Origin of the sequence: Streptomyces sp. NPDC016845 (genome assembly GCF_044332585.1) — a bacterium.
Lineage (GTDB): Bacteria > Actinomycetota > Actinomycetes > Streptomycetales > Streptomycetaceae > Streptomyces.
The window spans coordinates 165,989-187,756 of sequence record NZ_JBIRPI010000002.1 but is presented as its reverse complement, the minus strand read 5'-3'; the positions used below and the strand labels follow the sequence as shown (position 1 = coordinate 187,756).

Below are 21,768 nucleotides of genomic sequence, written 5' to 3'. Positions count from 1 at the left end.
GCGTGACGGCAAGCTCGTGACTAAGTCTGCTTTTGCCCAAATACACCGCCGGAAACGTGATCTGCCTCACCCGTGGCACGGAGCGCTGCGGGCTTCTCCTAGGGTGTCCCGCAGTGACTTCCTTCGACTCCTCCCCCCAGCTCAACGTGTGGCGCGCGCTGCTCGCGCTGGCCGTCGTGTTCATCATGCTGGCGACCACCGGATGGACCGCGGTGCGCCATCACCGTGGCGCCTCGTCGCCGCTCCATACCGCGCTCACCTCGTGGGAGCACGGCAGAATCGACGGACACCCGCTGCCGAGACCCGACGGCTCCCCCGACCGTCTCGCACACTTCTTCGCCTCGCTCTCCGACCACCAGCGCGGCCGGCTCGTCGCGCGCTACCCCCTCGCGGTCGGCAACATGAACGGCGCCCCCGTCGAGATGCGCTATCGCGCCAATCGCCGCGCGCTCGACCAGGCCCGCAAGGTCGAGGCGAAGCGCGTGCACGACGTCCGGCTGTCCGCTGTCGGCCAGGCCAGCGCCAGACAGCGCATGAAGCGGTTCGCGCTCCTGACCAACCCCGACCGCCGGATCCTCGCCTTCGACCCCATGGGCTCCGGCCGGGTCGCCGAGGTCTTCGGCGACCTCGACACGGCGCAGCGCGTCTCCGTCGTGGTGCCGGGCGTCGACACGAACGTGCTGACCTTCCAGCGCACGTTCCGCAAGTACTCGGCCCCGGTGGGCATGGGCCGCGCCCTGTACGCCGCCGAGCGCGCGGCGAGCCCGGACACCCGCACCGCGGTCATCGCGTGGGCCGACTACACCGCGCCCGCGGGCCTCGGGGTGGACGCCGCCACGTCGATGCGCGCCGACGACGGTGCGGTCCGGCTCAACGCGATGCTGCGCGGCCTGCCCGGCCGCTCCCCCGTCGCTCTGTACTGCCACAGCTACGGCTCCGTGGTGTGCGGTGTCGCGGCGCACCACCTGCCCGCGCGGGTCAGCGACGTCGCGGTGGCGGGCAGCCCGGGGATGCAGGCGGGAAGCGTCGCAGGTCTGGGCACCCGCGCGCGCGTGTGGGCCACCCGCGACAAGGACGACTGGATCCAGGACGTGCCCTACATGGAGGTGGGCGGCCTCGGGCACGGCGCCGACCCCGTCTCCGCGGCCTTCGGCGCGCGGGTCGTGTCCTCAGCAGACGCCAAGGGCCACACCGGTTACTTCGAACCGGGCACCGAAAGCCTCGGCAACTTCGCCGAGATCGGGACTGGCTCGTACCGATCGGTGCGCTGCGCGGGAGCGGATGCACAGTGCCGGAAAGGATTTTCCGGTAGTACCTCTGCCTGACGCGCGTAGAAATCGGTGAAACAGTGGTCCGACGCAACAGGCGACGGAGGCGCGCATGCCGCATACGATGAGCCGCATGGGTGACGTACTGGCCGGATTTCATGCCGCCTGGGAGTTCGAGTCCGACTCCGTGCTCATCCGCTTCGAACGGGGGATCCGCACGCCGAAGCTCTTTCAGGCGCTCGGTGAACGCCGCATCCCCCTGGAAGCGATCGCGGCAGTGACATTGACCCCTGGTAAACGTGGGACCGTGGTGCTGCACGCGGAACCGAGACCCGGCGTGGATCCACTGATGGATGTCGCGGCGGGCCAGCTCAAGGATGCCTGTGACCCGTACCGTCTGGTGCTGCCGGCCGAGCGGGAGACGCTCGCCGAGTACTACGCGGACGAACTGCGCGCCATGCTCGACACCGACGAGGACACCCGACCGGACGGCTACCTGGTGGCTCCGCCCGGGGCCCCGCTGCAGTTCAAGGCGTACGACGGCAAGGCCTCTTTCGATGGAACCTCGGTGTCCTTCCGCTGGTTCTGGACGGGAGCCTCGTCGGCGAAGTGGAAGGCCGGGGACAAGACGTTCCCCGTAGCCGATCTGAGCGGCGTGGAGTGGCGCTCACCCGAACTGTTCGAGGGCTACCTGCGCCTCGTGCACCGGGCGACCGCCGAGGAACATCCCGGCCAGGCCGACCAGGACCCGGCCGCCGTCGTCTTCGGGCTCGGCTACGGGCCCGTGCACGAGTCCCTGCCCTTCGCCGCCTCGGTGCTCGCCGCCGTACGGTCCAAGGCTCCCGTGCCCTCGTCGGCCGGCCAGTTGCGTGCCGATTCCGCGGCAACCGGGCGCCGTGACCCGGCAGACATCGCGGACCGCATCCGCCACCTCGGCGAGCTGCACCAGGCGGGTCTGGTCACGGACGCGGAGTTCACGTCGAAGAAGGCCGAACTCCTCGCGCAGCTGTGACAGCCGGGCCGTCGCCGCTGGTGATACCTGAGTATGGGGTGCGGTTGAGCACCTCGGTATGACGGCACACCCCGTGCCCGTTGCCTACGCTGATCGGGCGATGAGCACTCCACCGCCTCGACCCGAGCACGCCCCCCGCCCACCGGACGAAGAGTCCGGGCGAGGGGGCCGACGCCATGCGCTGATCCATAGGTTGCGCCGCCCCGGCGACAGGCTGACCGCGGCCGGTTCCGCGCTCGCGTCCGCCGTGGGCGGGGACCGCTCCGAGCCGCTGCTGGCCAAGGCGCCCAAGCGCTGGATGCGGCTGCTGCCGTACTTCATCGCGCTGGGGTTCGTCGCCGTGCTCATCCCGGTCACCATGCAGGTGCTGTCGCACGATTACGGAGTGGGCGGCGGCCTCGCCGGTGCCATCGGTGTGGCGCAGGCCGCTCCCCTGCTGCTCGCGGTCAGCCGCCCGCTGGCCGCCTGGTACATCATGATCGTCGCCGCCACGCTCGGCGCGATCCCCGTGTTCCAGGGCGACGCGCACCATCCCTCGCCGTGGACGCCCATGGTCGTCGTCGGATATGTGCTGCTGTGCATAGCCCTGGCGTTGCGGGAGACCCGCCGCAGACTCGTCGGCATCTGGCTGGTCACCATCGTCGTCAGCATCGTCCTGGGTATGTTCCGGGACGAGTCGAGCCAGGACACGGGCGTGCTGCTCATCGTCCTGAGCGGCGGAGTGCTGCTCCTCGGCGCCCTGCTCCGAGAGCGGGGCGAGACACAGCGCAAGCTCGTCGAGCAGGAGACGATCAGCGAGGCCGAGCGGACCCGTCGCACACTTCTCGAGGAACGGGCCAGGATCGCCCGGGAGTTGCACGACGTCGTGGCTCACCACATGTCGGTGATCACCGTGCAGGCGGACTCCGCGCCGTACCGGCTGCAGGACCTGACCGGGGAGACCCGGGAGGAGTTCGCCTCCATCGCCGCGGGCGCGCGGGAATCACTGACCGAGATGCGGCGTCTGCTGGCCGTCCTGCGCAGCGAGGGCACGCAGAGCGACCTGACGCCGCAGCCCGGCCTCGCGCATCTTGGGCAGCTGGTGGAGGCGACCATACGGGGCGGGGTGCCGGCCGAACTGTCCTACCTGGAGCTGACGCTCGTCGATCAACTCGCCGATGTGCCGCCCGCGGTGGATCTCTCCGCGTACCGAATCGTGCAGGAGGCTCTGGCGAACGTGGTGCGGCACGCGCCCGGGGCGCGGACCCAGATCTCGATCGGCCTGGACGAGGACGCCCTGCTGGTGATCGTGGTCAACGGACCGGCCGCCGAACCCGTCTCCCCCATCGAGTCCACCGGTACGGGGCACGGTCTGATAGGGATGCGCGAGCGCGTACGGTTGGTCGGCGGCACGCTCGATGTGGGGCCGCTGCCCGCCGGAGGTTTCCGTGTCGCGGCCCGGCTCCCGCTGACCCCGCCAGATTCCCCTTCGGCGTAAAGGATCCCCGCACGCATGACCATCCGCGTGATCATCGTCGACGACCAGAGCATGGTGCGGGCGGGGTTCGCCGCGCTGCTGTCCGCGCAGAGCGACATCGACGTGGTGGGTGAGGCACCGGACGGCAGACAAGGCATCGAGGTCAGCCGGTCCACCCACCCCGATGTGGTCCTCATGGACGTCCGCATGCCCGAGATGGACGGACTGGCGGCGACGCGCGAGCTGCTGACCCCGCCGCCGGGCGTGGTGCACCGTCCCAAGGTGCTCATGCTCACCACCTTCGACGTGGACGACTACGTGTATGCCGCGTTGCGGGCGGGCGCGTCCGGTTTCCTGCTCAAGGACGCGCCGCCGTCGGATCTGATCAGTGCGGTGCGGGTCGTCGCGGCCGGAGAGGCGTTGCTCGCGCCGACCGTCACCAAGCGCTTCATCGCGGATTTCGCCAGGACCCGGCCGGCGCGCAGGGACCGTTCACCGCGGCTCAAGTCCCTGACGCCACGCGAACTCGAGGTGCTGGAGCTGATCGCGCGCGGCCTGTCCAACCAGGAGATCGCCCGAAAGCTGGTGCTGGCCGAGCAGACCGTGAAGACCCATATCGGCCGTGTGCTGGCGAAGTTGGATCTACGCGACCGCGCACAGGCCGTGATTTTCGCCTACGAGTCCGGCCTCGTCACGCCCGGCGATCAATAACACCGGCTACCCGGATATGACTTTTTCCCGTCGCCCACAGTGCGCCGGGCCGTCTTCGCGTCGGTCAACGCCCGCGGTAGCACGCCGACTTACGAGATCAGCGGCGCTGCGACCGCCCCACCCCCTACTGCGGTATCACTTACGGATACCCAGGTAGTAGCCGCTAGTTGGCTCCGCAGTGTGACGTGTCGGCCGAGACCGTCTCTCTACCTTCCCCTCGTCACACAAACGGAGGGAGACGGGCGATGGGCCTGGGTTCTTGGAAACGACGCGGCCGACGCACTCTGCTCGCCGCCGCGCTCATGACGACGATCGTCGCGGGCACAGCGGGCTGGGCCTCGAGTCACGAACAGCGTCCGCTCACCGGTCCGCCGCCCGGCACCGCGTCCTGGATCGCGGACGACACGCTGGGGGCGCCCCTGCCCGACCCGGGGGCGGCGAGCCCCGCACACGTGGCCGCCTTCTTCCGCGGGCTGAGCGTGACGGCGCGGCATGAGCTGGCCGTCCGGCACCCGTCGGTCGTCGGCAACCTGGACGGTGCGCCGATCGCGTTGCGGTACGAGGCGAACGCGCTGTCGCTGCGGGCGGAGAAGGCCCGGGCCCTGGCCGACGCGCGGGACACCACACTGACCGCGCACGCACGGGCGGCGGCGCGTGTCCTCGCCGGCCGTTGCGCGGAGTTACTCGCTCCCGACCGGCGGATACTGGCCTTCGACCCGCGTGGCCGAGGGCAAGTAGCCGAAGTGTACGGCGACTTGCGCACTGCCCGCCATGTCTCCGTGGTCGTTCCCGGCTCCGACATAGACCTTGATTCGTTCGACCGGGCCACGGACGTGTACGGGACGCCCGCCGGAATGGCGAAGTCTCTGTTCGCGGCGGCGCGCGGCCGGACGGCCGTCGTGGCGTGGGTCGGATACACCACGCCGGTCGGGCTCGGCCCGGATGCCGCCACGGGCCGGCTCGCCGAGGCGGGGGCGCCGCGCCTGACCCGCTTCGTGCGAGGTCTCGTCGCGACGGGCGCTCCTGAGCCGACCGTCTTCTGTCACAGCTACGGCTCCGTGGTGTGCGGGCTCGCCGCCTCCCGGCTGCCGGTCTCCGACCTGGTCGTCTTCGCATCGCCCGGAGTGCGCGCCGACAGCGTCTCCGATCTGCGCACCAGCGCCCGCGTGTGGGCGGCACGGGACGACAGCGACTGGATCGCCAGAGTTCCGCACGTCGAGTTGTTCGGCCTGGGGCACGGCGCCGATCCCGTCGATCCCTCCTTCGGGGCCCGCCGGATCCCCGCCGCGCGGGCCCAGGGTCACACCGGTTATTTCGCACCCGGCACGGACTCGCTGCGTGCCTTCACCCGTATCGCCACCGGAGCGTCCTCATGACCCTCACCACGTTGCGGGCGTCCGCCATCTCGGCTGTCGCCGCGATCGACGCGAAGACCCCGGCCCACCGCGACCGGGCGGTCGACGGACTGCGTGCCGTGGCCCTGCTCGCCGTTCCCACCGGGCACTGGCTGCTCGGCGGCTTCACCCTGGACGACCACGGCGCCCTGCACAACGCGAGCCCGCTGTCCGCGTTCGGCTTCTTCGCGCCCGTGAGCTGGGTGCTGCAGATGCTCGGCGTCTTCTTCCTCGTGGGCGGATACGCGTCGGTCCTCTCCTACCGGCGAGCCCGGGAGCGCGGCACCTCGACAGCTCGCTGGCTGCACGGCCGGCTGGCCCGGCTCAGCCGTCCGGTGCTGGGTGTGACGGCGGTGTGGGCCGCGCTGATCCTGGTGCTGTACGCCCTCGGCGTGTCCGGCACGACTCTGCGGACCGGGTCCACCCTGGTGATACAGCCGCTCTGGTTCGTCGGGATCTACACCGTGATCACCGCGCTCACCCCGTACTGCATAAGGGCGTCCGACCGGCTCGGTGCCTGGGCCGCAGCGCCTCTCCTGGGCTCGGTCGCAGCGGTCGACTTCCTTCGGTACGGTCCCTTCGCGTCGGCGATGCCGTCCTGGCTGAGTCTGCTGAACCTCCTGCCGGGTTGGCTGTTCGCCTACCAATTGGGCGTCAGCTGGGGCGGAAAGAGGCTCGGCAAGCGGGGCGCCTGGGTGCTTCTCGTCGGTGGAACCACCCTGTTCGCGATGCTCCTGCTGGTCCTCCACTATCCGGCGTCGATGGTCGGGGTGCCGGGCGAGGCACGGACCAACTCCCATCCGCCGTCGCTCCTGGTCCTGGCCCTGGCCGCCGCGCAGAGCGGCGCCGCGATACTCCTGCGGGAGCGAATCGGCCGGATGCTGCGTCGCCCGGCGCTGTGGGCACCGGTCGTCGTGATCAACCTGTCGGCCATGACGATCCTGTGCTGGCATCAGACCGCGATGCTCACGGCGGCGGTCCCCGCGTCCTTCGCCGGAGCGATACCGGGCCTCACTACCGCGCCGGACTCGCCGGTCTGGATAGCCGCCCGACTCGCATGGCTGCCGTTGTTCGCGGCGCTGCTCGTCCTCATAGGACGTCGGGCGCGGGCGCTCGAAACGCCGTGGACCCAGGTCGGCCGATACCGCCGGGCACTGGCCGGACTGCTCGCCGCAGGGTTCACAGTGTTCGCACTGGGGCTGGCATGAGGCGCCGACAAGGCCGCCGGGCCTCGATGCCTCGCCGCGCCACCTGCCCGCCCGCTCCGACGACAACCGGTCGTCGGAGCGGGGAGGCGCCGACGTGACGGCTACTCGCGGCCCGCCGACGTGAAGCTCATGTCGGCGTAGCGCTCACCCGAGACCCGGGAGGCGATCGGTTCGAGGAGCGCCAGGTCCTCCTCGGTGAGGGCGATCCGGGTCGCCGCGGTGTTCTCCTCGACACGGTTGCGCTTGCGGGTGCCGGGGATCGGGACGACGGAGAGGCCGAAGGTCTCCGACTGCCGCTGCACCCAGGCCAGGGCGATCTGGCCGAGGGAGGCACCGTGATGGTCGGCGACCTGGCGGACGGGTTCGAGCAGGGCCGCGTTGGCGGCGGCGTTGTCGCCGGTGAACCGGGGCTGCTGACGGCGGAAGTCGTCCTCGGACAGCTCCTTGTCGGCGCTGACGAAGGCACCGGTGAGGAATCCACGGCCGAGCGGCGAATAGGGGACGAGCGCGACACCGAGCTCGGCGGCGGCCGGCACCACCGACCGTTCGATGTCACGGCTGAACAGTGACCACTCGGACTGGACGGCAGCGATCGGGTGGACGGACTGCGCGGCGCGCAGTTCGTCGGCGGTGACTTCGCTGAGACCGAGGTGCTTGACCTTGCCGGCGGCGACTAGCTCGGCCATTGCACCGACCGCCTCCTCGATGGGTACCGAGGGATCCCGGCGGTGCATGTAGTACAGGTCGACCGAGTCGACGTCCAGGCGCCGGAGGCTGGCGTCGATGGAGGTCCTGATGTAAGCGGGGTCGTTGCGGATGGTGCGTTTGGAGGGGTCGTCGGGATCGGAGCCGAGGGCGAACTTGGTGGCGAGGACGATCTCGTCCCGGTGCGCCTTGACGAAAGGAGCAAGGAACTTCTCGTTCTCACCGGCGCCGTAGACGTCGGCCGTGTCGTACAGAGTGACGCCGAGCTCCAGGGACCGCTCCAGGGTGGCCCGTGCCTCTTCGGCGTCGGTCGGACCGTAGGCCCAGCTCATCCCCATGCAGCCGAGGCCCTGAGCGCCCACCACGGGCCCGTTGTTTCCCAACTCAACAGTGGAGAGACGCACTTGGTCGGCGCGCGGCGTCCGTTCGGTGTGGGCCATGTGGTTCAGGTCCTTTCCGACGCCTGCTGGGCGCCCGCATAGAAGTTGATCTTGTGGTCGAGCACCGCAAGGGTGTCCTGCAGCTCGGCCATCCGGTTCAGGACGTCGCGGCGGGTCGATTCGAGGAGTTCCCGGCGCTCCTCGAAGGTCTCCTCGCCCAGGCGGACGAGTGCGGCGTAGCGGACCATGTGGGCGACCGGCATGCCGGTCAGCCGCAGCTTGCCGACGAAGGCGAGCCAGTCCAGGTCACGGTTGCTGTAGCGGCGCTGGCCGGTGTGCGAGCGGTCGACATCGGGCATCAGCCCGATCCGCTCGTACCAGCGCAAGGTGTGCGCGGTCAGTCCGGTGAAGGCGACGACCTCGCTGATCGTGTACCGGTCCTGACCGTCGGGGCGCGGGTGCGCGCTCGGCGCCGAAGCGCAGGCGTCGACCTTGGTCCGGTCGGTCCCGTTCCGATTGGGTGCGGGCGTGGTCTCCATCACCGTCATGGCCCCCACGCTAGAACCTTGGAGTGCGCTCGAAGCAAGCATCGTGGGAAATCTTGGGCGACGGCCGGGCCGTGCCCGCGCTACGGTCCGGATCATGACCCTCGTCCGTCGCGCCGCCCCCGAGGATGCCGAAGAGCTGGTCCGGCTGCGCAAGATCATGCTCGACTCGATGCGCCCCAGCACCGATGTGAGCTGGCAGCCGGCCACGATCACGGCCCTGCGCGCTCATCTCGCCGAGTACGAAGGCGAGTTGTGCGCGTTCGTCGTCGACGCCCCGGCGCCGGGGTCCGGACTCGCGGCCTGTGCGACGGGGGCGATCCACCGCCGTCTGGGCGGCCCGGGCAACCCCTCCGGCAGCTCCGGGCACGTCTTCAACGTGTGCACCGACCCGGAGCACCGGCGCAAGGGCTACTCGCGGGCCTGTGTGGAGGCGCTCCTGGCCTGGTACCAGGAGCGCGGTGTGCGCCGGATCGACCTGCACGCGACGCCACAGGGCGAGCCGCTGTACGCCTCGCTCGGGTTCAGCCGCACCCCCTCACCCGCGATGCGGCTGACGTTCTAGGCTCGTGCGTATGCAGAGCCTCGCCTTGATCGAGAACTGGCCGGTCCCGACCGCCGCCGCAGCCGTCGTCCGAGCGGACGGCACGGTGCTGGGCACGCACGGTCCCACGGCCCACCGTTTCCCGCTGGCCTCGGTCACCAAGCCGCTCGCCGCCTATGCGGTGCTCGTCGCGTACGAGGAGGGCGCGATCGAGCTGGACGAGCCGGCCGGGCCGGAGGGGTCGACGGTGCGGCACCTGCTGGCGCACACCAGCGGCCTCGCCTTCGACGAGCACCGGACGACGTCGGAGCCCGGGACCCGGCGGCTGTACTCGAACGCGGGCTTCGAGGTGCTCGGGGACCACATCGAGAAGGCGACGGACATCCCATTCGCCGAGTATCTGCGGCAGGCCGTGCTCGAGCCGCTCGGGATGTCCGCCACGACACTGGACGGCTCGCCCGCTAAGGACGGGGTGTCCACGGTGGATGACCTGGTGCGGTTCGCCGCGGAGCTGCAGGCGCCCCGGTTGCTCGATCCGCGCACCGTGGCCCAGGCGATGACGGTGCAGTACCCGGGCACGAAGGGGGTGCTCCCGGGGTACGGGCACCAGAACCCGAACGACTGGGGGCTCGGGTTCGAGATCCGCGACCACAAGTCGCCGCACTGGACGGGGAGCGCGTCGTCCCCGCTCACGTTCGGCCACTTCGGCCAGTCCGGCACGTTCCTGTGGGTCGACCCGGCGGCGGGCGTGGCCTGCGTCGCGCTGGCGGACCGTGCGTTCGGCCCATGGGCGGCGGAGGCATGGCCTCCCTTCACCGACGCGGTCCTCTCCGAGCTGTGACCGGCAGGGGTGACGGAGGCTGCCCCACCCGCCAGGCCCTGCCCCCCACCCGCCAGGCCCTGCCCCACCCGCCGGGCCCGGACAACCGGGCTATGCCCGGCCTCACCCCACCGGGCCTGCCCCAGCCCGGTCTAACCCTGCGAACCTCGATCGATAGGGGGTGGAGAGGGCTACCCAAACCCACCGGGCACTACCCGGCCTCACCCCGCCGGGCCTTGTCCAGCCCGGCTCTAACCCTGCGAGCCTCGATCGGTACGAAATGACGGGCGGCTGCACCAACTCACCGGAGCCACCCCCAACTCCGCAAAGAGCCGCTTACCCGAGCCACCGGAGGTACTGGAGCCACCGAATCCACCGGAGCCACCCGGACTCCCGCAAAGAAGCCGCCTACCCGAGGCCGCCTCATCCCCGCACAGCGCACAACGCACAGCGCACAGCGCCGCCTACTCCGGACCGCCCCCCGGCAGGGTCCCCGCTCCCATCTCCCAGATCAACAGATGCGCCCCGCTGAGCGCGAGCATCTCGGCATCCGGCTCCCCCGCGATCCGGACGGCGTCCCCTTGCCGCAAGTCTTTGTCGTGCAGGCGTACTTCGCCGCGGATGACGTGGACGTAGAGGTGGGGCGCGGAGGGGAGTTCGGTTCGCTCGCCGTCGGCGAGGCGGCGGATGTGGAGGGTGGCGCCCGCCGCGGGGACGTCGTAGGGGGTGGAGTCGGCGATGCCGTGGACGACGTCGTAGGTGGGGTCGCCGCCCGGGGAGAGCGGGGCGAGCCACATCTGGAGGAAGACGAGGGGTTTGATGCCGTCGTTGCGTTCGACGTGGCGGACGCCTCCGCCGGAGCTGAGGTGCTGGACGTCGCCGGGGTGGACGACGGACTCGTGGCCGGTGGAGTCCCGGTGGGTGAGTTCGCCGGAGATGACCCAGGTGACGATCTCGGTGTGGCTGTGGGGGTGTTCGGCGAAGCCGGCGCCGGGGGCGAGGTGCTCCTCGTTGCAGGCGAGGATGGAGCCGAAGCGCAGGTTGTCCGGATCGTAGTGCGGGCCGAAGGAGAACGCGTGGAAGGACTCGATCCCGGCGTCGGGTTCACCGCCCGGATAGCGGTCGGCGGAGCGGCGGACATCAATCACAGGCTCCACGGTAGCTGTCGGTAGCCGCCGGGAGCCGTCGTTTCAGGCCGTCCCGGGCGTCCGGCGCCGACCCTCCACTCCGCCGAGCCGTCCCGGTAAGGCAGTCTTGTCCCCGTGCCCCAATCGGAATCAGCGCAGACTTCAGCGAACGAACCGGCGGACCGCCGCCCGAACCCCCGTGCGGACCCGCACCCGCACTCGGCGACCCTGAAGCGCCTGGAGAAATCATCCGGGGCGCTCGCCGCGCAGGCGATCACGCGCATGGACGAGACGCTGTCCTGGTACCGGGCAATGCCACCGGAGAACCGCTCGTGGATCGGGCTGGTGGCGCAGGCCGGTATCGCGGCGTTCACCGAGTGGTTCCGGCACCCCGACACTCCGCAGGCCATCTCGACGGACGTGTTCGGCACGGCTCCGCGGGAGCTGACCCGGGCGATCACCCTGCGTCAGACCGTGGAGATGGTGCGGACGACGATCGAGGTCATGGAGTCGGCCATCGACGAGGTGGCCGCGCCGGGTGACGAGAGCGTGCTGCGGGAGGCGCTGCTCGTGTACGCGCGGGAGATCGCGTTCGCGACCGCCCAGGTCTACGCGCAGGCGGCGGAGGCGCGGGGCGCGTGGGACGCACGCCTGGAGTCCCTCGTGGTGAACGCGGTGCTGTCCGGGGAAGCCGACGAGGGCGCGATCAGCCGGGCCGCGGCGCTGGGGTGGAACTCGCCGGAGCATGTGTGCGTGGTGCTCGGGACAGCGCCCGACGGCGACAGCGAGCTGACCGTGGAGGCGATCCGGCGGGCGTCGCGCCACGCCAAACTGCAGGTGCTGACCGGGGTCCTCGGCGACCGGCTCGTGGTGATCGCGGGTGGCAGCGACAATCCGCTGGCGGTGGCGAAGTCGCTGATCGGGCCGTTCGCGGCGGGGGCGGTGGTCGCCGGTCCCGTGGTGCCGGACCTGCTGGCGGCGACCCGGTCCGCCCAGGCAGCGGCCGCCGGGCTCAAGGCCTGCGGCGCTTGGCAGGACGCTCCGCGTCCGGTTCTGGCGGACGATCTGCTTCCGGAGCGCGCGATCGCGGGCGACCCCTCCGCGCGGGAGCAGTTGGTGGAGGAGATCTACAGACCGTTGGAGGAAGCCGGCTCGGCTCTCCTGGAGACGCTCAGCGTCTATCTGGAGCAGGCGAGCAGTCTGGAGGGCGCGGCCCGAATGCTCTTCGTGCACCCGAACACCGTCCGCTACCGGCTCCGACGTGTGACGGACGTCACCGGATGGTCACCGTCAGACGTCCGCTCGGCGTTTACGCTGCGCATCGCGCTCATCCTGGGGCGTCTGGCCGACGCGGATCCCCAGTCATAGCCTTTTGTCGGGGGTCTACAATTCCCCTTCGGGTTCTTCGTCCCTGTCCCCACGGGCGGCTTGCACCGTCCTCAAGAGAGAGTGTGAGAGTGCTCGTACTCGTCGCTCCCGGCCAAGGCGCTCAGACGCCCGGCTTCCTGTCTCCCTGGCTCGACCTCCCCGGTGCGGCGGACCGCATCGCCGCGTGGTCCGACGCCATCGGACTCGACCTTGCCCACTACGGCACGCAGGCCGACGCGGACGCGATCCGCGATACGGCCGTGGCCCAGCCGCTCCTTGTCGCGGCCGGGCTCCTGTCCGCTTCCGCGCTCGGCGACGTCACGCCCGGCGCGGTGGCGGGGCACAGTGTCGGAGAGATCACCGCGGCCGCGTTCGCGGGCGTGCTCGACGACGTCGTCGCGCTGCGGCTCGTGCGCGGTCGTGGCCTGGCCATGGCCGAGGCCGCCGCGGTCACGCAGACCGGCATGTCGGCGCTGCTCGGCGGTACGCCCGAGACCACCGTGGCGCACCTGCACAAGCTGGGTCTGACCCCGGCGAACGTGAACGGCGCGGGCCAGATCGTGGCCGCCGGAACGCTCGAGGAGCTGGCCGCGCTCGAGGCCGACAAGCCCGAGGGCGTGCGGCGCGTGGTGCCGCTGAAGGTGGCGGGCGCGTTCCACACCCGGCACATGGCGCCCGCGGTGGCGAAGCTGGAGGAGGCCGCGAAGGAGCTGGCCCCGGCCGACCCCACGGTCACGTACGTCTCGAACAAGGACGGCAAGACGGTCGCGACGGGCGGCGAGGTGCTCTCGCGCCTGGTCGGCCAGGTCGCGAACCCGGTCCGCTGGGACCTGTGCATGGAGACGTTCCAGGAGCTCGGCGTGAGCGCGCTGATCGAGGTCTGCCCCGGCGGCACCCTCACCGGCATCGCCAAGCGGGCCCTGCCCGGCGTCAAGACCCTCGCCCTCAAGACCCCCGACGACCTCGACGCAGCCCGCGCCCTGATCGCCGAAGCCGCTCAAGCCACGGCCTGACAAGGAGATCCGAGCAGCATGTCGAAGATCAAGCCCAGCAAGGGCGCCCCGTACGCGCGCATCCTCGGTGTCGGCGGTTACCGGCCGACGCGGGTCGTGCCGAACGAGGTGATCCTCGAGAAGATCGACTCGTCCGACGAGTGGATCCGTTCGCGCTCCGGCATCTCGACCCGCCACTGGGCGAACGACGAAGAGACCGTCGCGATGATGTCCATCGAGGCGTCCGGCAAGGCCGTCGCCGACGCGGGTATCCGGCCCGAGCAGATCGGTGCCGTCGTCGTGTCGACCGTCTCGCACTTCGCACAGACGCCGGCGATCGCGACGGAGATCGCGGACAAGCTGGGCACGCAGAAGGCGGCGGCGTTCGACATCTCCGCCGGGTGCGCCGGGTTCGGTTACGGCCTGACCCTGGCCAAGGGCATGATCGTCGAGGGCAGCGCGGAGTATGTGCTGGTCATCGGCGTGGAGCGGCTCTCGGACCTGACCGACCTCGAGGACCGGGCGACGGCCTTCCTGTTCGGTGACGGTGCGGGCGCGGTGATCGTCGGCCCCTCCCAGGAGCCCGCGATCGGCCCCACGGTGTGGGGTTCCGAGGGCGACAAGGCCGGGACGATCAAGCAGACCGTGTCGTGGGACAAGCTCCACGGCGGCGACGTCACACAGCTGCCGCTGGACTCCGCGGGCAAGGTCAAGTTCCCCGCGATCACCCAGGAGGGCCAGGCGGTCTTCCGCTGGGCCGTGTTCGAGATGGCGAAGGTCGCCCAGCAGGCGCTGGACGCGGCCGGGATCAGCCCGGACGACCTGGATGTCTTCATTCCGCACCAGGCCAACGAGCGGATCATCGACTCGATGGTGAAGACTCTGAAGCTGCCGGAGCACGTCACGGTCGCCCGCGACGTGCGCACCACCGGCAACACGTCGGCCGCCTCGATTCCGCTCGCGATGGAGCGGCTCCTGGCGACCGGCGAGGCGAAGAGCGGCGACACCGCGCTCGTCATCGGCTTCGGGGCGGGTCTCGTCTACGCCGCGACGGTCGTTACCCTCCCCTAGGCATCCCCGTCCGGATCACCCTGATCCGGACGGTCGTCAACCTGCCGCTGACGCGGCGGGCGCCACACCCTCTGGATACACACCGAAGGAGCGCCACAATGGCCGCCACTCAGGAAGAGATCGTCGCCGGTCTCGCCGAGATCGTGAACGAGATCGCCGGGATCCCCACCGAGGACGTCCAGCTGGACAAGTCCTTCACCGATGACCTGGACGTCGACTCGCTGTCCATGGTCGAGGTCGTCGTCGCCGCCGAAGAGCGCTTCGACGTCAAGATCCCGGACGACGACGTCAAGAACCTCAAGTCCGTCGGCGACGCCACGAAGTACATCCTCGAGCACCAGGCTGCCTGAGCCACAAGCATCAGGCCGTAGGTCAGTCGCTCCGCCACCCGGCGGTGGCGCCGCTGAATCCCTCGCATCCGTTGGAGAAAGAATTCCTGTGAGCTCGACCAATCGCACCGTGGTCGTCACCGGTATCGGCGCAACCTCACCGCTGGGTGGCGACGCGACAACCACCTGGGAGGGCCTGGTCGCCGGACGTTCCGGTGTCAAGCCCCTGGAGCAGGAGTGGGCCGCCGAGCAGGCGGTCCGCATCGCGGCGCCGGCCGCCGTGGACCCGAGCGAGGTCATCCCTCGCCCGCAGGCCCGCAAGCTGGACCGGTCCGCGCAGTTCGCCCTGATCGCCGCCAAGGAAGCCTGGGCCGACGCCGGTTTCACCGGCAAGGCCGGCGAGGACACGTCCGTCGAGCCCGAGCGGCTCGGCGCGGTCATCGCTTCCGGCATCGGTGGCGTCACCACGCTGCTCGACCAGTACGACGTGCTGAAGGAGAAGGGCGTCCGCCGCGTCTCCCCGCACACCGTGCCGATGCTGATGCCCAACGGCCCGTCCGCCAACGTGGGCCTGGCGGTGAACGCCCGGGCGGGTGTGCACACCCCGGTCTCCGCCTGCGCGTCCGGTGCCGAGGCCATCGGCTACGGCATCGAGATGATCCGCACGGGCCGCGCCGACGTCGTCGTCTGCGGTGGCACCGAGGCGGCCATCCATCCGCTGCCCATCGCCGCGTTCGGCAACATGATGGCGATGTCCAAGAACAACGACGACCCGCAGGGTGCCTCGCGCCCCTACGACACCGCGCGGGACGGCTTCGTCCTCGGTGAGGGCGCGGGCGTGATCGTCCTGGAGTCGGCCGAGCACGCCGCCGCGCGCGGTGCCCGGGTCTACGCGGAGGCCGTCGGCCAGGGCATCTCCGCCGACAGCCACGACATCGTGCAGCCGGAGCCGGAGGGCCGCGGCATCGCGCAGGCCCTGCGCAACCTGCTGGCCAACACCGACCTGGACCCGGCCGAGATCGTGCACGTGAACGCGCACGCCACCTCGACCCCGGCCGGTGACGTCGCCGAGCTGAAGGCGCTGCGCAATGTGTTCGGTGACGACACCGACCACTTCGCCGTCTCCGCGACGAAGTCGATGACCGGGCACCTGCTCGGTGGCGCCGGTGGCGTCGAGACCGTGGCGTCCGTCCTCGCCCTGTACCACCGGGTGGCTCCGCCGACGATCAACGTGGAGAACCTGGACCCCGAGGCCGAGGTCGCCGCGGACATCGTCCGTGGCGAGGCGCGCAAGCTGCCCGTCGAGGGCCGCATCGCCGCGCTGAACGACTCGTTCGGCTTCGGCGGGCACAACGTGGTGCTGGCGTTCCGTACGGTCTGAGTACGAACGCGCGATGGGCCCGCCCGGGGATTCCCGGGCGGGCCCATCGCACATCCAGCACACTCACCCGCCGGCACATACACCCACCGGCACACTCACCCGCCCGGCACACGCACCCACCGGGCGGGTCGCACCACCCGGTTCACCCGGTTCACCCGAGTGACCCGGGTCACCGGGGTCACCCGGGTCACCCGGTTAAACCACCTGATGCAGCCAACGGACCGGAGCGCCCTCACCGGCGTAGCGGAACGGCTCCAGTTCGTCGTCCCAGGGCTTGCCGAGGAGCTTGTTGACCTCGGTCTCCAGGTTGGTCTCGCCGTCGATGGAGCGGGCCAGTGCGGCGCGCAGCCGGTCCTCGGGGATGAGGATGTCGCCGTGGATGCCGGTGACGGCGTGGAAGATGCCGAGTTCGGGGGTGGCGCTGTAGCGCTCGCCCTCGGCGTTGGCACAGGGTTCGGCCGTCACCTCGAAGCGGAGCAGCTGCCAGCCGCGCAGGGCGGAGGCCAGCTTGGCGGCCGTGCCCGCCTCACCGCGCCAGGAGAACTCGGATCTCCAGGTGCCAGGCGCCGCGGGCTGCCTGATCCAGTCGAGGCTGACGCGCGCGCCGAGTACGCCCGCGACCGCCCATTCGACGTGCGGGCACAGCGCGCGCGGCGCGGAGTGCACGTACAGAACTCCACGTGTCGTCACCGGACCTCCAGTGTGGGTCGAGGTTCGCCTTCCCAGCGGCCTCGCGCCCGTGCCGAGCCTTCTTCCCTTCGCGCCCGGACCAACGAGCCCAGACAAAAAGGGACACATCTGACGTGTTGTAATTTAGCGGAACCGGTACAGCGGGGTCTCACCGGGTCGACCGGGGACCCCGGGGCGAGGCTATCGCGCAGTGCTCCAAGGAGTGTGTCGTACTGTCGGTCCCGGGGCGTACAAACGTCGACCTTTCACCCGGCGGGGCGCAACCCCGGCCCCGCGTACGGTCGGCGAGCGAGCGGCGGAGGGGCCACGGGCATGCGAAAGCGAGACCAACGGTCGACGGTCGTGCGCGGGGCCGTCGCCGCCGTGTCGGCGGCCCTGCTGGGTGTCACCGCGCTGACGGCCTGTGACGCCTCGGGTGGCAACTCCCCGGGTCCGGGCGGGTCCACGGCCGCCGGGAAGCCGTCCCCGACGCCGACGCCGGCGTGGGACACGAGCCCGCGCTCCCTCGCCGCGGTCGGGGACTCGATCACCCGCGGCTTCGACGCCTGCTCGGTGCTGTCCGACTGCCCGGAGGTGTCGTGGGCGACGGGCACGGACGCGCAGGTCAAGAGCCTGGCGGTACGGCTGCTCGGCAAGAGCCGCGCCAAGACGCACAGTTGGAATCACGCGCGGACCGGGGCGCGGATGGCCGATCTGCCGGCGCAGATGGAGCAGGCCGGCGCGGAGCGGCCCGATCTGGTGACGGTGATGGCCGGAGCGAACGACGCGTGCCGCCCGACGGTCGGCGCCATGACGCCGGTGGCCGACTTCCGGGCCGACTTCGAGGAGTCGCTGCGGCAGTTGCGGCGCGCGGCTCCCAAGGCGCAGGTGTACGTGATGAGCGTGCCGGATCTGAAGCGGCTCTGGTCGCAGGGGCGGACGAACCCGCTGGGCAAGCAGGTGTGGAAGCTGGGCATCTGCGCGTCGATGCTGGCCGATCCGGACGCCGTGGACGCCGCGGCGACCGCGCGCCGTGACGAGGTGCAGCAACGTGTGGAGGCGTACAACGAGGTCCTCGAGGACGTGTGCGCGAAGGACCGGCGGTGCCGCTCCGACCAGGGTGCGGTCTTCGGGTACCGGTTCGACGGGGACCAGTTGAGCCAGTGGGACTGGTTCCACCCCAGCAAGAACGGGCAGGCGCGGCTCGCGGCGCTCGCGTATCGCGGGGTGACCACCGCCGGATGAGACGGATCGGCAGGGCGTTCGGCAGGGCGTAGGGTCTCGATCATGCGCAGCGAACTCTTCGACGCCCTCCCCGACGGCACCGACGTCCACCGCTGGATCCTGGAACGGGACGGGGTGCGGGTACGCGTCCTGACGTACGGCTCCATCCTGCAGTCGGTCGAGACGCCCGACCGTGAGGGGGCGCGCACGTCCGTCTCCCTCGGTTTCGACGACCTCGCCGGTTATCTGGCGCACCCGGAGCCGTACTTGGGCGCTCTGGTCGGCCGGTACGCGAACCGGATCGCGGGCGGCCGGTTCGAGCTGGACGGACGGGTCCACGCATTGGCGCAGAACAACGGACCGAACTCATTGCACGGCGGCGAGCACGGCTTCGACAAGCGGGTGTGGGACGCGGAGCCGGTCGGGGAGCACACGTTGCGGCTCACACGTGTGTCGTCCGACGGCGAGGAAGGTTTCCCCGGACGGCTGGAGATCACGGCGACGTACGCGCTCGAGGAGGGCGGGGTGCTGCGCCTGTCCTACGAGGCGGTGACCGACGCGCCGACCGTCGTGAACCTCACCAACCACACCTACTGGAACCTGGGCGGGGCGGCGTCCGGGACCGCGGTCGGCGGGCACGAGCTGCGGATCGCCGCCGGGAAGGTGACCGCCGTGGACGCCGACCTGATCCCGGCCGGGGCGCCGCAGGACGTCGACGGCACACGGTTCGACTTCCGGGAGAGCCGGAAGGTCGGCGCCGGGTACGACCACAACTACGTACTCGACAAGGGCGTCACCGCGGCGGCCGAGGAGATCGCGGAGCTGCACGACCCCGCGTCCGGCCGGGTCCTGACGATCGCGACGACCGAGCCGGGCATCCAGCTCTACACCTCGGACGGGTTCGACGAGAGTCTGCCGTTCGCGCCCGGCGACGGCATCGCCCTGGAGACGCAGCACTTCCCGGACTCACCGAACCGGCCCGACTTCCCGTCCACCGTGCTGCGGCCGGGCGAGGTGTACCGGTCGCAGACGGTGTACGGGTTCGGGGTGCGGCCCTGACAGGCAGCCCTGGAGTACGCGGCTTCACGCCACGATCGTCTCGCTCACCCGGCCGTCCGTGAGCGAGCGGCCGGCGGTCAGCTCGTACCGGCCCGCCCGGTACGCCCACGCGTCCGCGTCCTCGTCCCAGGTCTCGAAGGCGCGCCGCGGGAGTTCGACGACGGCCTCGACGGTCTCGCCGGGGGCGGCCGAGACGCTCGCGAAGCCGGCCAGCCAGCGGGCGGGGCGGTCCGCGTCGGGCTCGCCCGGGGCCAGGTAGAGCTGGACGACCTCGCGGCCGGGCCGGGAGCCGCTGTTGCGGACCCGGACGGTGGCGGTCGCGGCCCCGGCGTCGTCGCTGGTCACGTCCAGCGACTCGTACGTCCAGTCGGTGTAGCCGAGGCCGTGGCCGAACGGGTACGAGGGTGTGGCGCCCGTCCTGTCCCAGGCGCGGTAGCCGATGAACACGCCTTCGGTGTAGACGAGTCGGCCGTCGGCCGGCTTCACCTCGGTGACCGGGGCGTCGGCCAACGCGCCCCATGTCGTGGGCAGTCGGCCGCCCGGTTCCTCCGTGCCGAGGAGTACGTCGGCGAGGGCGTCGCCGCCCTCCTGTCCGGGGAACCAGCTCAGCAGGACCGCCGCCACGTCCTCGCGCCACGGGAGCTCCACCGGGGAGCCGGAGTTGACGACCACGACCGTGTTCGGGTTGGCGGCGGCGACGGCGCGCACCAGGTCGTCCTGGCGGCCGGGCAGGCGCAGGTCGGCGCGGTCGAAGCCCTCGGACTCGACGCGTTCGGTGGTGGCGACCACGACGACGGCGGCCTCGGCGTCGCGCGCGGCCTCGACCGCCTCGGCGATCAGGGTGTCGGCGTCGCGGCGCGGTTCGAGGTGGGTGAGGCTGAAGATCACGGCGGGCAGCGGCATGGCGAGGGACTTGTCCAGCGGGTGGAGCAGGGAGACCTCGACCGGTTCGCCCTCGGTGAGCGCGGCCTTGCCGCGCTCCAGCGGGGCGCCGAAGAACGCCTCGAAGGGGTCGGACTCGTCGCCCATGGCCTGGACGCCGTCGTAGAGGACGGTGCCGTCGACGGTGAGGGTGAACGCGCCGAGGCCGCGGGTGCCGAAGGCGTGGTCGCCGCTGACGCGCGGGGTGAACGTGCCCTTGATCTCGATGCTGTGCAGCGTCTCGTGGGTGACGCCCGCGGGCAGGTCGCCGCCCATCCACTGGAGCTGGCCGCTGGGCAGTGAGCCCTCGCCGATGACGGTGCCGTCGGCGTCGCGGCAGACGGCGCGCAGCTCGAAGCCCTGGTCGGCGGCGGCGAGTTCGTCGCTCGGGTCGGCGCCGACGGCGTAGGTGAGGAAGTCCACCGCGGCGCCGAGACCGCCGAGCGGGGAGACGATGTCGTCGGGGAAGACGGTGGCGGAGCCGCCGCCGAGGACGCGGGCGTCGCGGGCGGCGGCGCCGATGAGCGCGATCTTCGCGTCGCGGCGCAGCGGCAGGACACCGTTGGTGTTGCGTACGAGGACGAAGGCGCGGCGGGCGACCTCGCGGGCCAGGGCGACGCCGTCGATCTCGGCCGGCACCTCGGGCACGGCCGGTTCGGCGCCGTCGAGGGCGCCGACGCGGGCGGCGAGGCGAAGGACGCGGCGCACGGCGTCGTCGACCTCGGACTCCGCCACCTCCCCGGCGCGTACGGCGGCGGCGAGCGCGGGCCCGTAGACGGTCTGCGGGCCCGGCATGGCGACGTCGAGGCCGCCCTTGAGGGCGCCGGTGGTGGAGCGGGCGGCCATCCAGTCGGAGACGTTGAAGCCGTCGAAGCCCCATTCGCCGCGCAGGACCTCGTTCACGAGGTGGCGGTGCTCGGTCATCGTCGTGCCGTTGACCGTGTTGTAGGCGGTCATGATGCCCCACGGGTGGGCGTTGGCGACGATCGCCTCGAAGGGCGCCAGGTACAGCTCGCGCAGGGCGCGCGCGGAGACGATGTTGTCGACGGTGAAGCGGTCGGTCTCGGCGTCGTTGGCGACGAAGTGCTTGACGGTGGTGCCGACGCCGCCGGACTGGACGCCTTGTACGTAACCGGTGCCGATGGCGCCGGTGAGCAGTGGGTCCTCGCTGTACGCCTCGAAGTGGCGGCCGCCGAGCGGTGAGCGGTGCAGGTTGACGGTCGGGGCGAGCAGTACGTGGACGCCCTTGCGGCGGGCCTCCTGGGCGAGCAGCGCGCCGGCCCGGCGGGCGAGCGCGGGGTCCCAGGTGGCGGCGAGCGCGGTCGGGGACGGCAGGGCGATCGACGGGTCGTCGGCGGTCCAGCGGACGCCGCGCACGCCGATCGGGCCGTCGGACATCACCAGCGGGGCGAGGCCGATCTCGGGGAGCGCGGGCAGCGACCACATGTCCTGCCCGGCGAGCAGCCGCGCCTTGGCGTCGAGGTCGAGCTTGCCGAGCGCGGCCCCGACCACCGCCTCGCGGGCGCGGGCCCTGTCGTCGTCGCCACCGAAACCGTCTGCCTGGGTCGCCATGCCGGTCCTCCT

At 71.2% G+C, this 21,768-nt stretch carries 20 protein-coding genes; 15 read left to right on the top strand and 5 right to left on the bottom strand.

Translation table 11 applies throughout. From position 1 onward, the window contains the following. Positions 1–113: 113 nt before the first annotated feature. The 6 genes from ACH4RC_RS06740 to ACH4RC_RS06715 all read left to right on the top strand — a co-directional run bounded on the left by ACH4RC_RS06740 (position 114) and on the right by ACH4RC_RS06715 (position 7,049). Positions 114–1,325 (top strand): alpha/beta hydrolase, encoded by a 1,212-nt coding sequence (locus ACH4RC_RS06740; protein WP_398196160.1) that lies wholly within the window; start codon positions 114–116, stop codon positions 1,323–1,325. Between the two features lie 76 nt (positions 1,326–1,401). Next, positions 1,402–2,280 carry a DUF4429 domain-containing protein gene (locus ACH4RC_RS06735; RefSeq protein WP_398196153.1) on the top strand — a complete coding sequence of 293 codons (879 nt, stop codon included), beginning with the start codon at positions 1,402–1,404 and terminating at the stop codon, positions 2,278–2,280. A 100-nt stretch (positions 2,281–2,380) separates the two neighbouring features. Continuing rightward, entirely contained in the window at positions 2,381–3,757 is a 1,377-nt protein-coding gene (locus ACH4RC_RS06730; protein ID WP_398196149.1) for a sensor histidine kinase, read from the top strand. Between the two features lie 15 nt (positions 3,758–3,772). Next, a complete protein-coding gene (locus tag ACH4RC_RS06725) occupies positions 3,773–4,447 on the top strand; it encodes a response regulator (protein WP_398196147.1) in 675 nt (224 codons plus the stop codon). A 245-nt stretch (positions 4,448–4,692) separates the two neighbouring features. Continuing rightward, complete coding sequence (locus ACH4RC_RS06720) at positions 4,693–5,823, top strand: alpha/beta hydrolase (protein WP_398196144.1); 1,131 nt, start codon at positions 4,693–4,695, stop codon at positions 5,821–5,823. Continuing rightward, on the top strand, positions 5,820–7,049 hold the full coding sequence (locus ACH4RC_RS06715) for an acyltransferase (protein ID WP_398196141.1): 1,230 nt from the start codon (positions 5,820–5,822) through the stop codon (positions 7,047–7,049). The genes ACH4RC_RS06720 and ACH4RC_RS06715 overlap by 4 nt, the downstream gene beginning before the upstream one ends. Positions 7,050–7,150: 101 nt before the next feature. Here the strand turns inward: ACH4RC_RS06715 and ACH4RC_RS06710 are convergent, their stop codons facing one another. Both ACH4RC_RS06710 and ACH4RC_RS06705 read right to left on the bottom strand, forming a co-directional pair. After that, positions 7,151–8,194 (bottom strand): aldo/keto reductase, encoded by a 1,044-nt coding sequence (locus ACH4RC_RS06710; RefSeq protein WP_398196138.1) that lies wholly within the window; start codon positions 8,192–8,194, stop codon positions 7,151–7,153. 5 nt (positions 8,195–8,199) lie between these two features. Continuing rightward, complete coding sequence (locus ACH4RC_RS06705) at positions 8,200–8,682, bottom strand: MerR family transcriptional regulator (protein WP_398196135.1); 483 nt, start codon at positions 8,680–8,682, stop codon at positions 8,200–8,202. 94 nt (positions 8,683–8,776) lie between these two features. On the opposite strand from ACH4RC_RS06705, the gene ACH4RC_RS06700 reads away from it, so the two are divergent. Both ACH4RC_RS06700 and ACH4RC_RS06695 read left to right on the top strand, forming a co-directional pair. Then, on the top strand, positions 8,777–9,244 hold the full coding sequence (locus ACH4RC_RS06700) for a GNAT family N-acetyltransferase (RefSeq protein WP_398196132.1): 468 nt from the start codon (positions 8,777–8,779) through the stop codon (positions 9,242–9,244). A gap of 10 nt (positions 9,245–9,254) precedes the next feature. After that, positions 9,255–10,064, top strand: coding sequence for a serine hydrolase domain-containing protein (locus tag ACH4RC_RS06695; RefSeq protein WP_398196130.1), 810 nt, complete (start codon positions 9,255–9,257; stop codon positions 10,062–10,064). A gap of 443 nt (positions 10,065–10,507) precedes the next feature. On the opposite strand, the gene ACH4RC_RS06690 is transcribed toward ACH4RC_RS06695, so the two are convergent. Then, positions 10,508–11,200: a pirin family protein gene (locus ACH4RC_RS06690; RefSeq protein ID WP_398196128.1), complete on the bottom strand. Its 693-nt coding sequence runs from the start codon at positions 11,198–11,200 to the stop codon at positions 10,508–10,510. 198 nt (positions 11,201–11,398) lie between these two features. Between ACH4RC_RS06690 and fasR the strand changes: the two genes are divergently transcribed. From fasR to ACH4RC_RS06665, 5 genes are all read left to right on the top strand, one after another. Beyond that, positions 11,399–12,538 (top strand): fatty acid biosynthesis transcriptional regulator FasR, encoded by a 1,140-nt coding sequence (gene fasR / locus ACH4RC_RS06685; protein ID WP_394438319.1) that lies wholly within the window; start codon positions 11,399–11,401, stop codon positions 12,536–12,538. 89 nt (positions 12,539–12,627) lie between these two features. Beyond that, positions 12,628–13,551 carry an ACP S-malonyltransferase gene (locus ACH4RC_RS06680; protein ID WP_398196125.1) on the top strand — a complete coding sequence of 308 codons (924 nt, stop codon included), beginning with the start codon at positions 12,628–12,630 and terminating at the stop codon, positions 13,549–13,551. An 18-nt stretch (positions 13,552–13,569) separates the two neighbouring features. Beyond that, positions 13,570–14,601: a ketoacyl-ACP synthase III gene (locus ACH4RC_RS06675; protein WP_398196122.1), complete on the top strand. Its 1,032-nt coding sequence runs from the start codon at positions 13,570–13,572 to the stop codon at positions 14,599–14,601. Positions 14,602–14,699: 98 nt separating this feature from the next. After that, positions 14,700–14,951: an acyl carrier protein gene (locus ACH4RC_RS06670; protein ID WP_398196120.1), complete on the top strand. Its 252-nt coding sequence runs from the start codon at positions 14,700–14,702 to the stop codon at positions 14,949–14,951. Positions 14,952–15,039: 88 nt separating this feature from the next. Then, entirely contained in the window at positions 15,040–16,311 is a 1,272-nt protein-coding gene (locus ACH4RC_RS06665; RefSeq protein ID WP_398196117.1) for a beta-ketoacyl-[acyl-carrier-protein] synthase family protein, read from the top strand. 195 nt (positions 16,312–16,506) lie between these two features. Here the strand turns inward: ACH4RC_RS06665 and ACH4RC_RS06660 are convergent, their stop codons facing one another. Beyond that, positions 16,507–17,001 (bottom strand): DUF3145 domain-containing protein, encoded by a 495-nt coding sequence (locus ACH4RC_RS06660; protein ID WP_394434442.1) that lies wholly within the window; start codon positions 16,999–17,001, stop codon positions 16,507–16,509. A 312-nt stretch (positions 17,002–17,313) separates the two neighbouring features. Here ACH4RC_RS06660 and ACH4RC_RS06655 point away from each other — a divergent pair, with 312 nt between their 5' ends. Both ACH4RC_RS06655 and ACH4RC_RS06650 read left to right on the top strand, forming a co-directional pair. After that, entirely contained in the window at positions 17,314–18,225 is a 912-nt protein-coding gene (locus tag ACH4RC_RS06655) for an SGNH/GDSL hydrolase family protein (RefSeq protein WP_398196113.1), read from the top strand. A gap of 42 nt (positions 18,226–18,267) precedes the next feature. Beyond that, a complete protein-coding gene (locus ACH4RC_RS06650; protein WP_398196110.1) occupies positions 18,268–19,263 on the top strand; it encodes an aldose epimerase family protein in 996 nt (331 codons plus the stop codon). Between the two features lie 24 nt (positions 19,264–19,287). On the opposite strand, the gene ACH4RC_RS06645 is transcribed toward ACH4RC_RS06650, so the two are convergent. After that, the gene (locus ACH4RC_RS06645; RefSeq protein ID WP_398196107.1) at positions 19,288–21,756 is read right to left on the bottom strand and encodes a beta-glucosidase; all 2,469 of its coding nucleotides are present in this window, start codon (positions 21,754–21,756) and stop codon (positions 19,288–19,290) included. Positions 21,757–21,768: the final 12 nt, after the last annotated feature.

Coding starts and splice junctions, on each gene's coding strand:
- ACH4RC_RS06705 (WP_398196135.1), bottom strand. CDS start 8,682: ATGACGGTGATGGAGACCACGCCCGCACCCAATCGGAACGGGACCGAC.
- ACH4RC_RS06720 (WP_398196144.1), top strand. CDS start 4,693: ATGGGCCTGGGTTCTTGGAAACGACGCGGCCGACGCACTCTGCTCGCC.
- ACH4RC_RS06725 (WP_398196147.1), top strand. CDS start 3,773: ATGACCATCCGCGTGATCATCGTCGACGACCAGAGCATGGTGCGGGCG.
- ACH4RC_RS06670 (WP_398196120.1), top strand. CDS start 14,700: ATGGCCGCCACTCAGGAAGAGATCGTCGCCGGTCTCGCCGAGATCGTG.
- ACH4RC_RS06700 (WP_398196132.1), top strand. CDS start 8,777: ATGACCCTCGTCCGTCGCGCCGCCCCCGAGGATGCCGAAGAGCTGGTC.
- ACH4RC_RS06735 (WP_398196153.1), top strand. CDS start 1,402: ATGGGTGACGTACTGGCCGGATTTCATGCCGCCTGGGAGTTCGAGTCC.
- ACH4RC_RS06695 (WP_398196130.1), top strand. CDS start 9,255: ATGCAGAGCCTCGCCTTGATCGAGAACTGGCCGGTCCCGACCGCCGCC.
- ACH4RC_RS06655 (WP_398196113.1), top strand. CDS start 17,314: ATGCGAAAGCGAGACCAACGGTCGACGGTCGTGCGCGGGGCCGTCGCC.
- ACH4RC_RS06645 (WP_398196107.1), bottom strand. CDS start 21,756: ATGGCGACCCAGGCAGACGGTTTCGGTGGCGACGACGACAGGGCCCGC.
- ACH4RC_RS06730 (WP_398196149.1), top strand. CDS start 2,381: ATGAGCACTCCACCGCCTCGACCCGAGCACGCCCCCCGCCCACCGGAC.
- ACH4RC_RS06710 (WP_398196138.1), bottom strand. CDS start 8,194: ATGGCCCACACCGAACGGACGCCGCGCGCCGACCAAGTGCGTCTCTCC.
- ACH4RC_RS06715 (WP_398196141.1), top strand. CDS start 5,820: ATGACCCTCACCACGTTGCGGGCGTCCGCCATCTCGGCTGTCGCCGCG.
- ACH4RC_RS06675 (WP_398196122.1), top strand. CDS start 13,570: ATGTCGAAGATCAAGCCCAGCAAGGGCGCCCCGTACGCGCGCATCCTC.
- ACH4RC_RS06650 (WP_398196110.1), top strand. CDS start 18,268: ATGCGCAGCGAACTCTTCGACGCCCTCCCCGACGGCACCGACGTCCAC.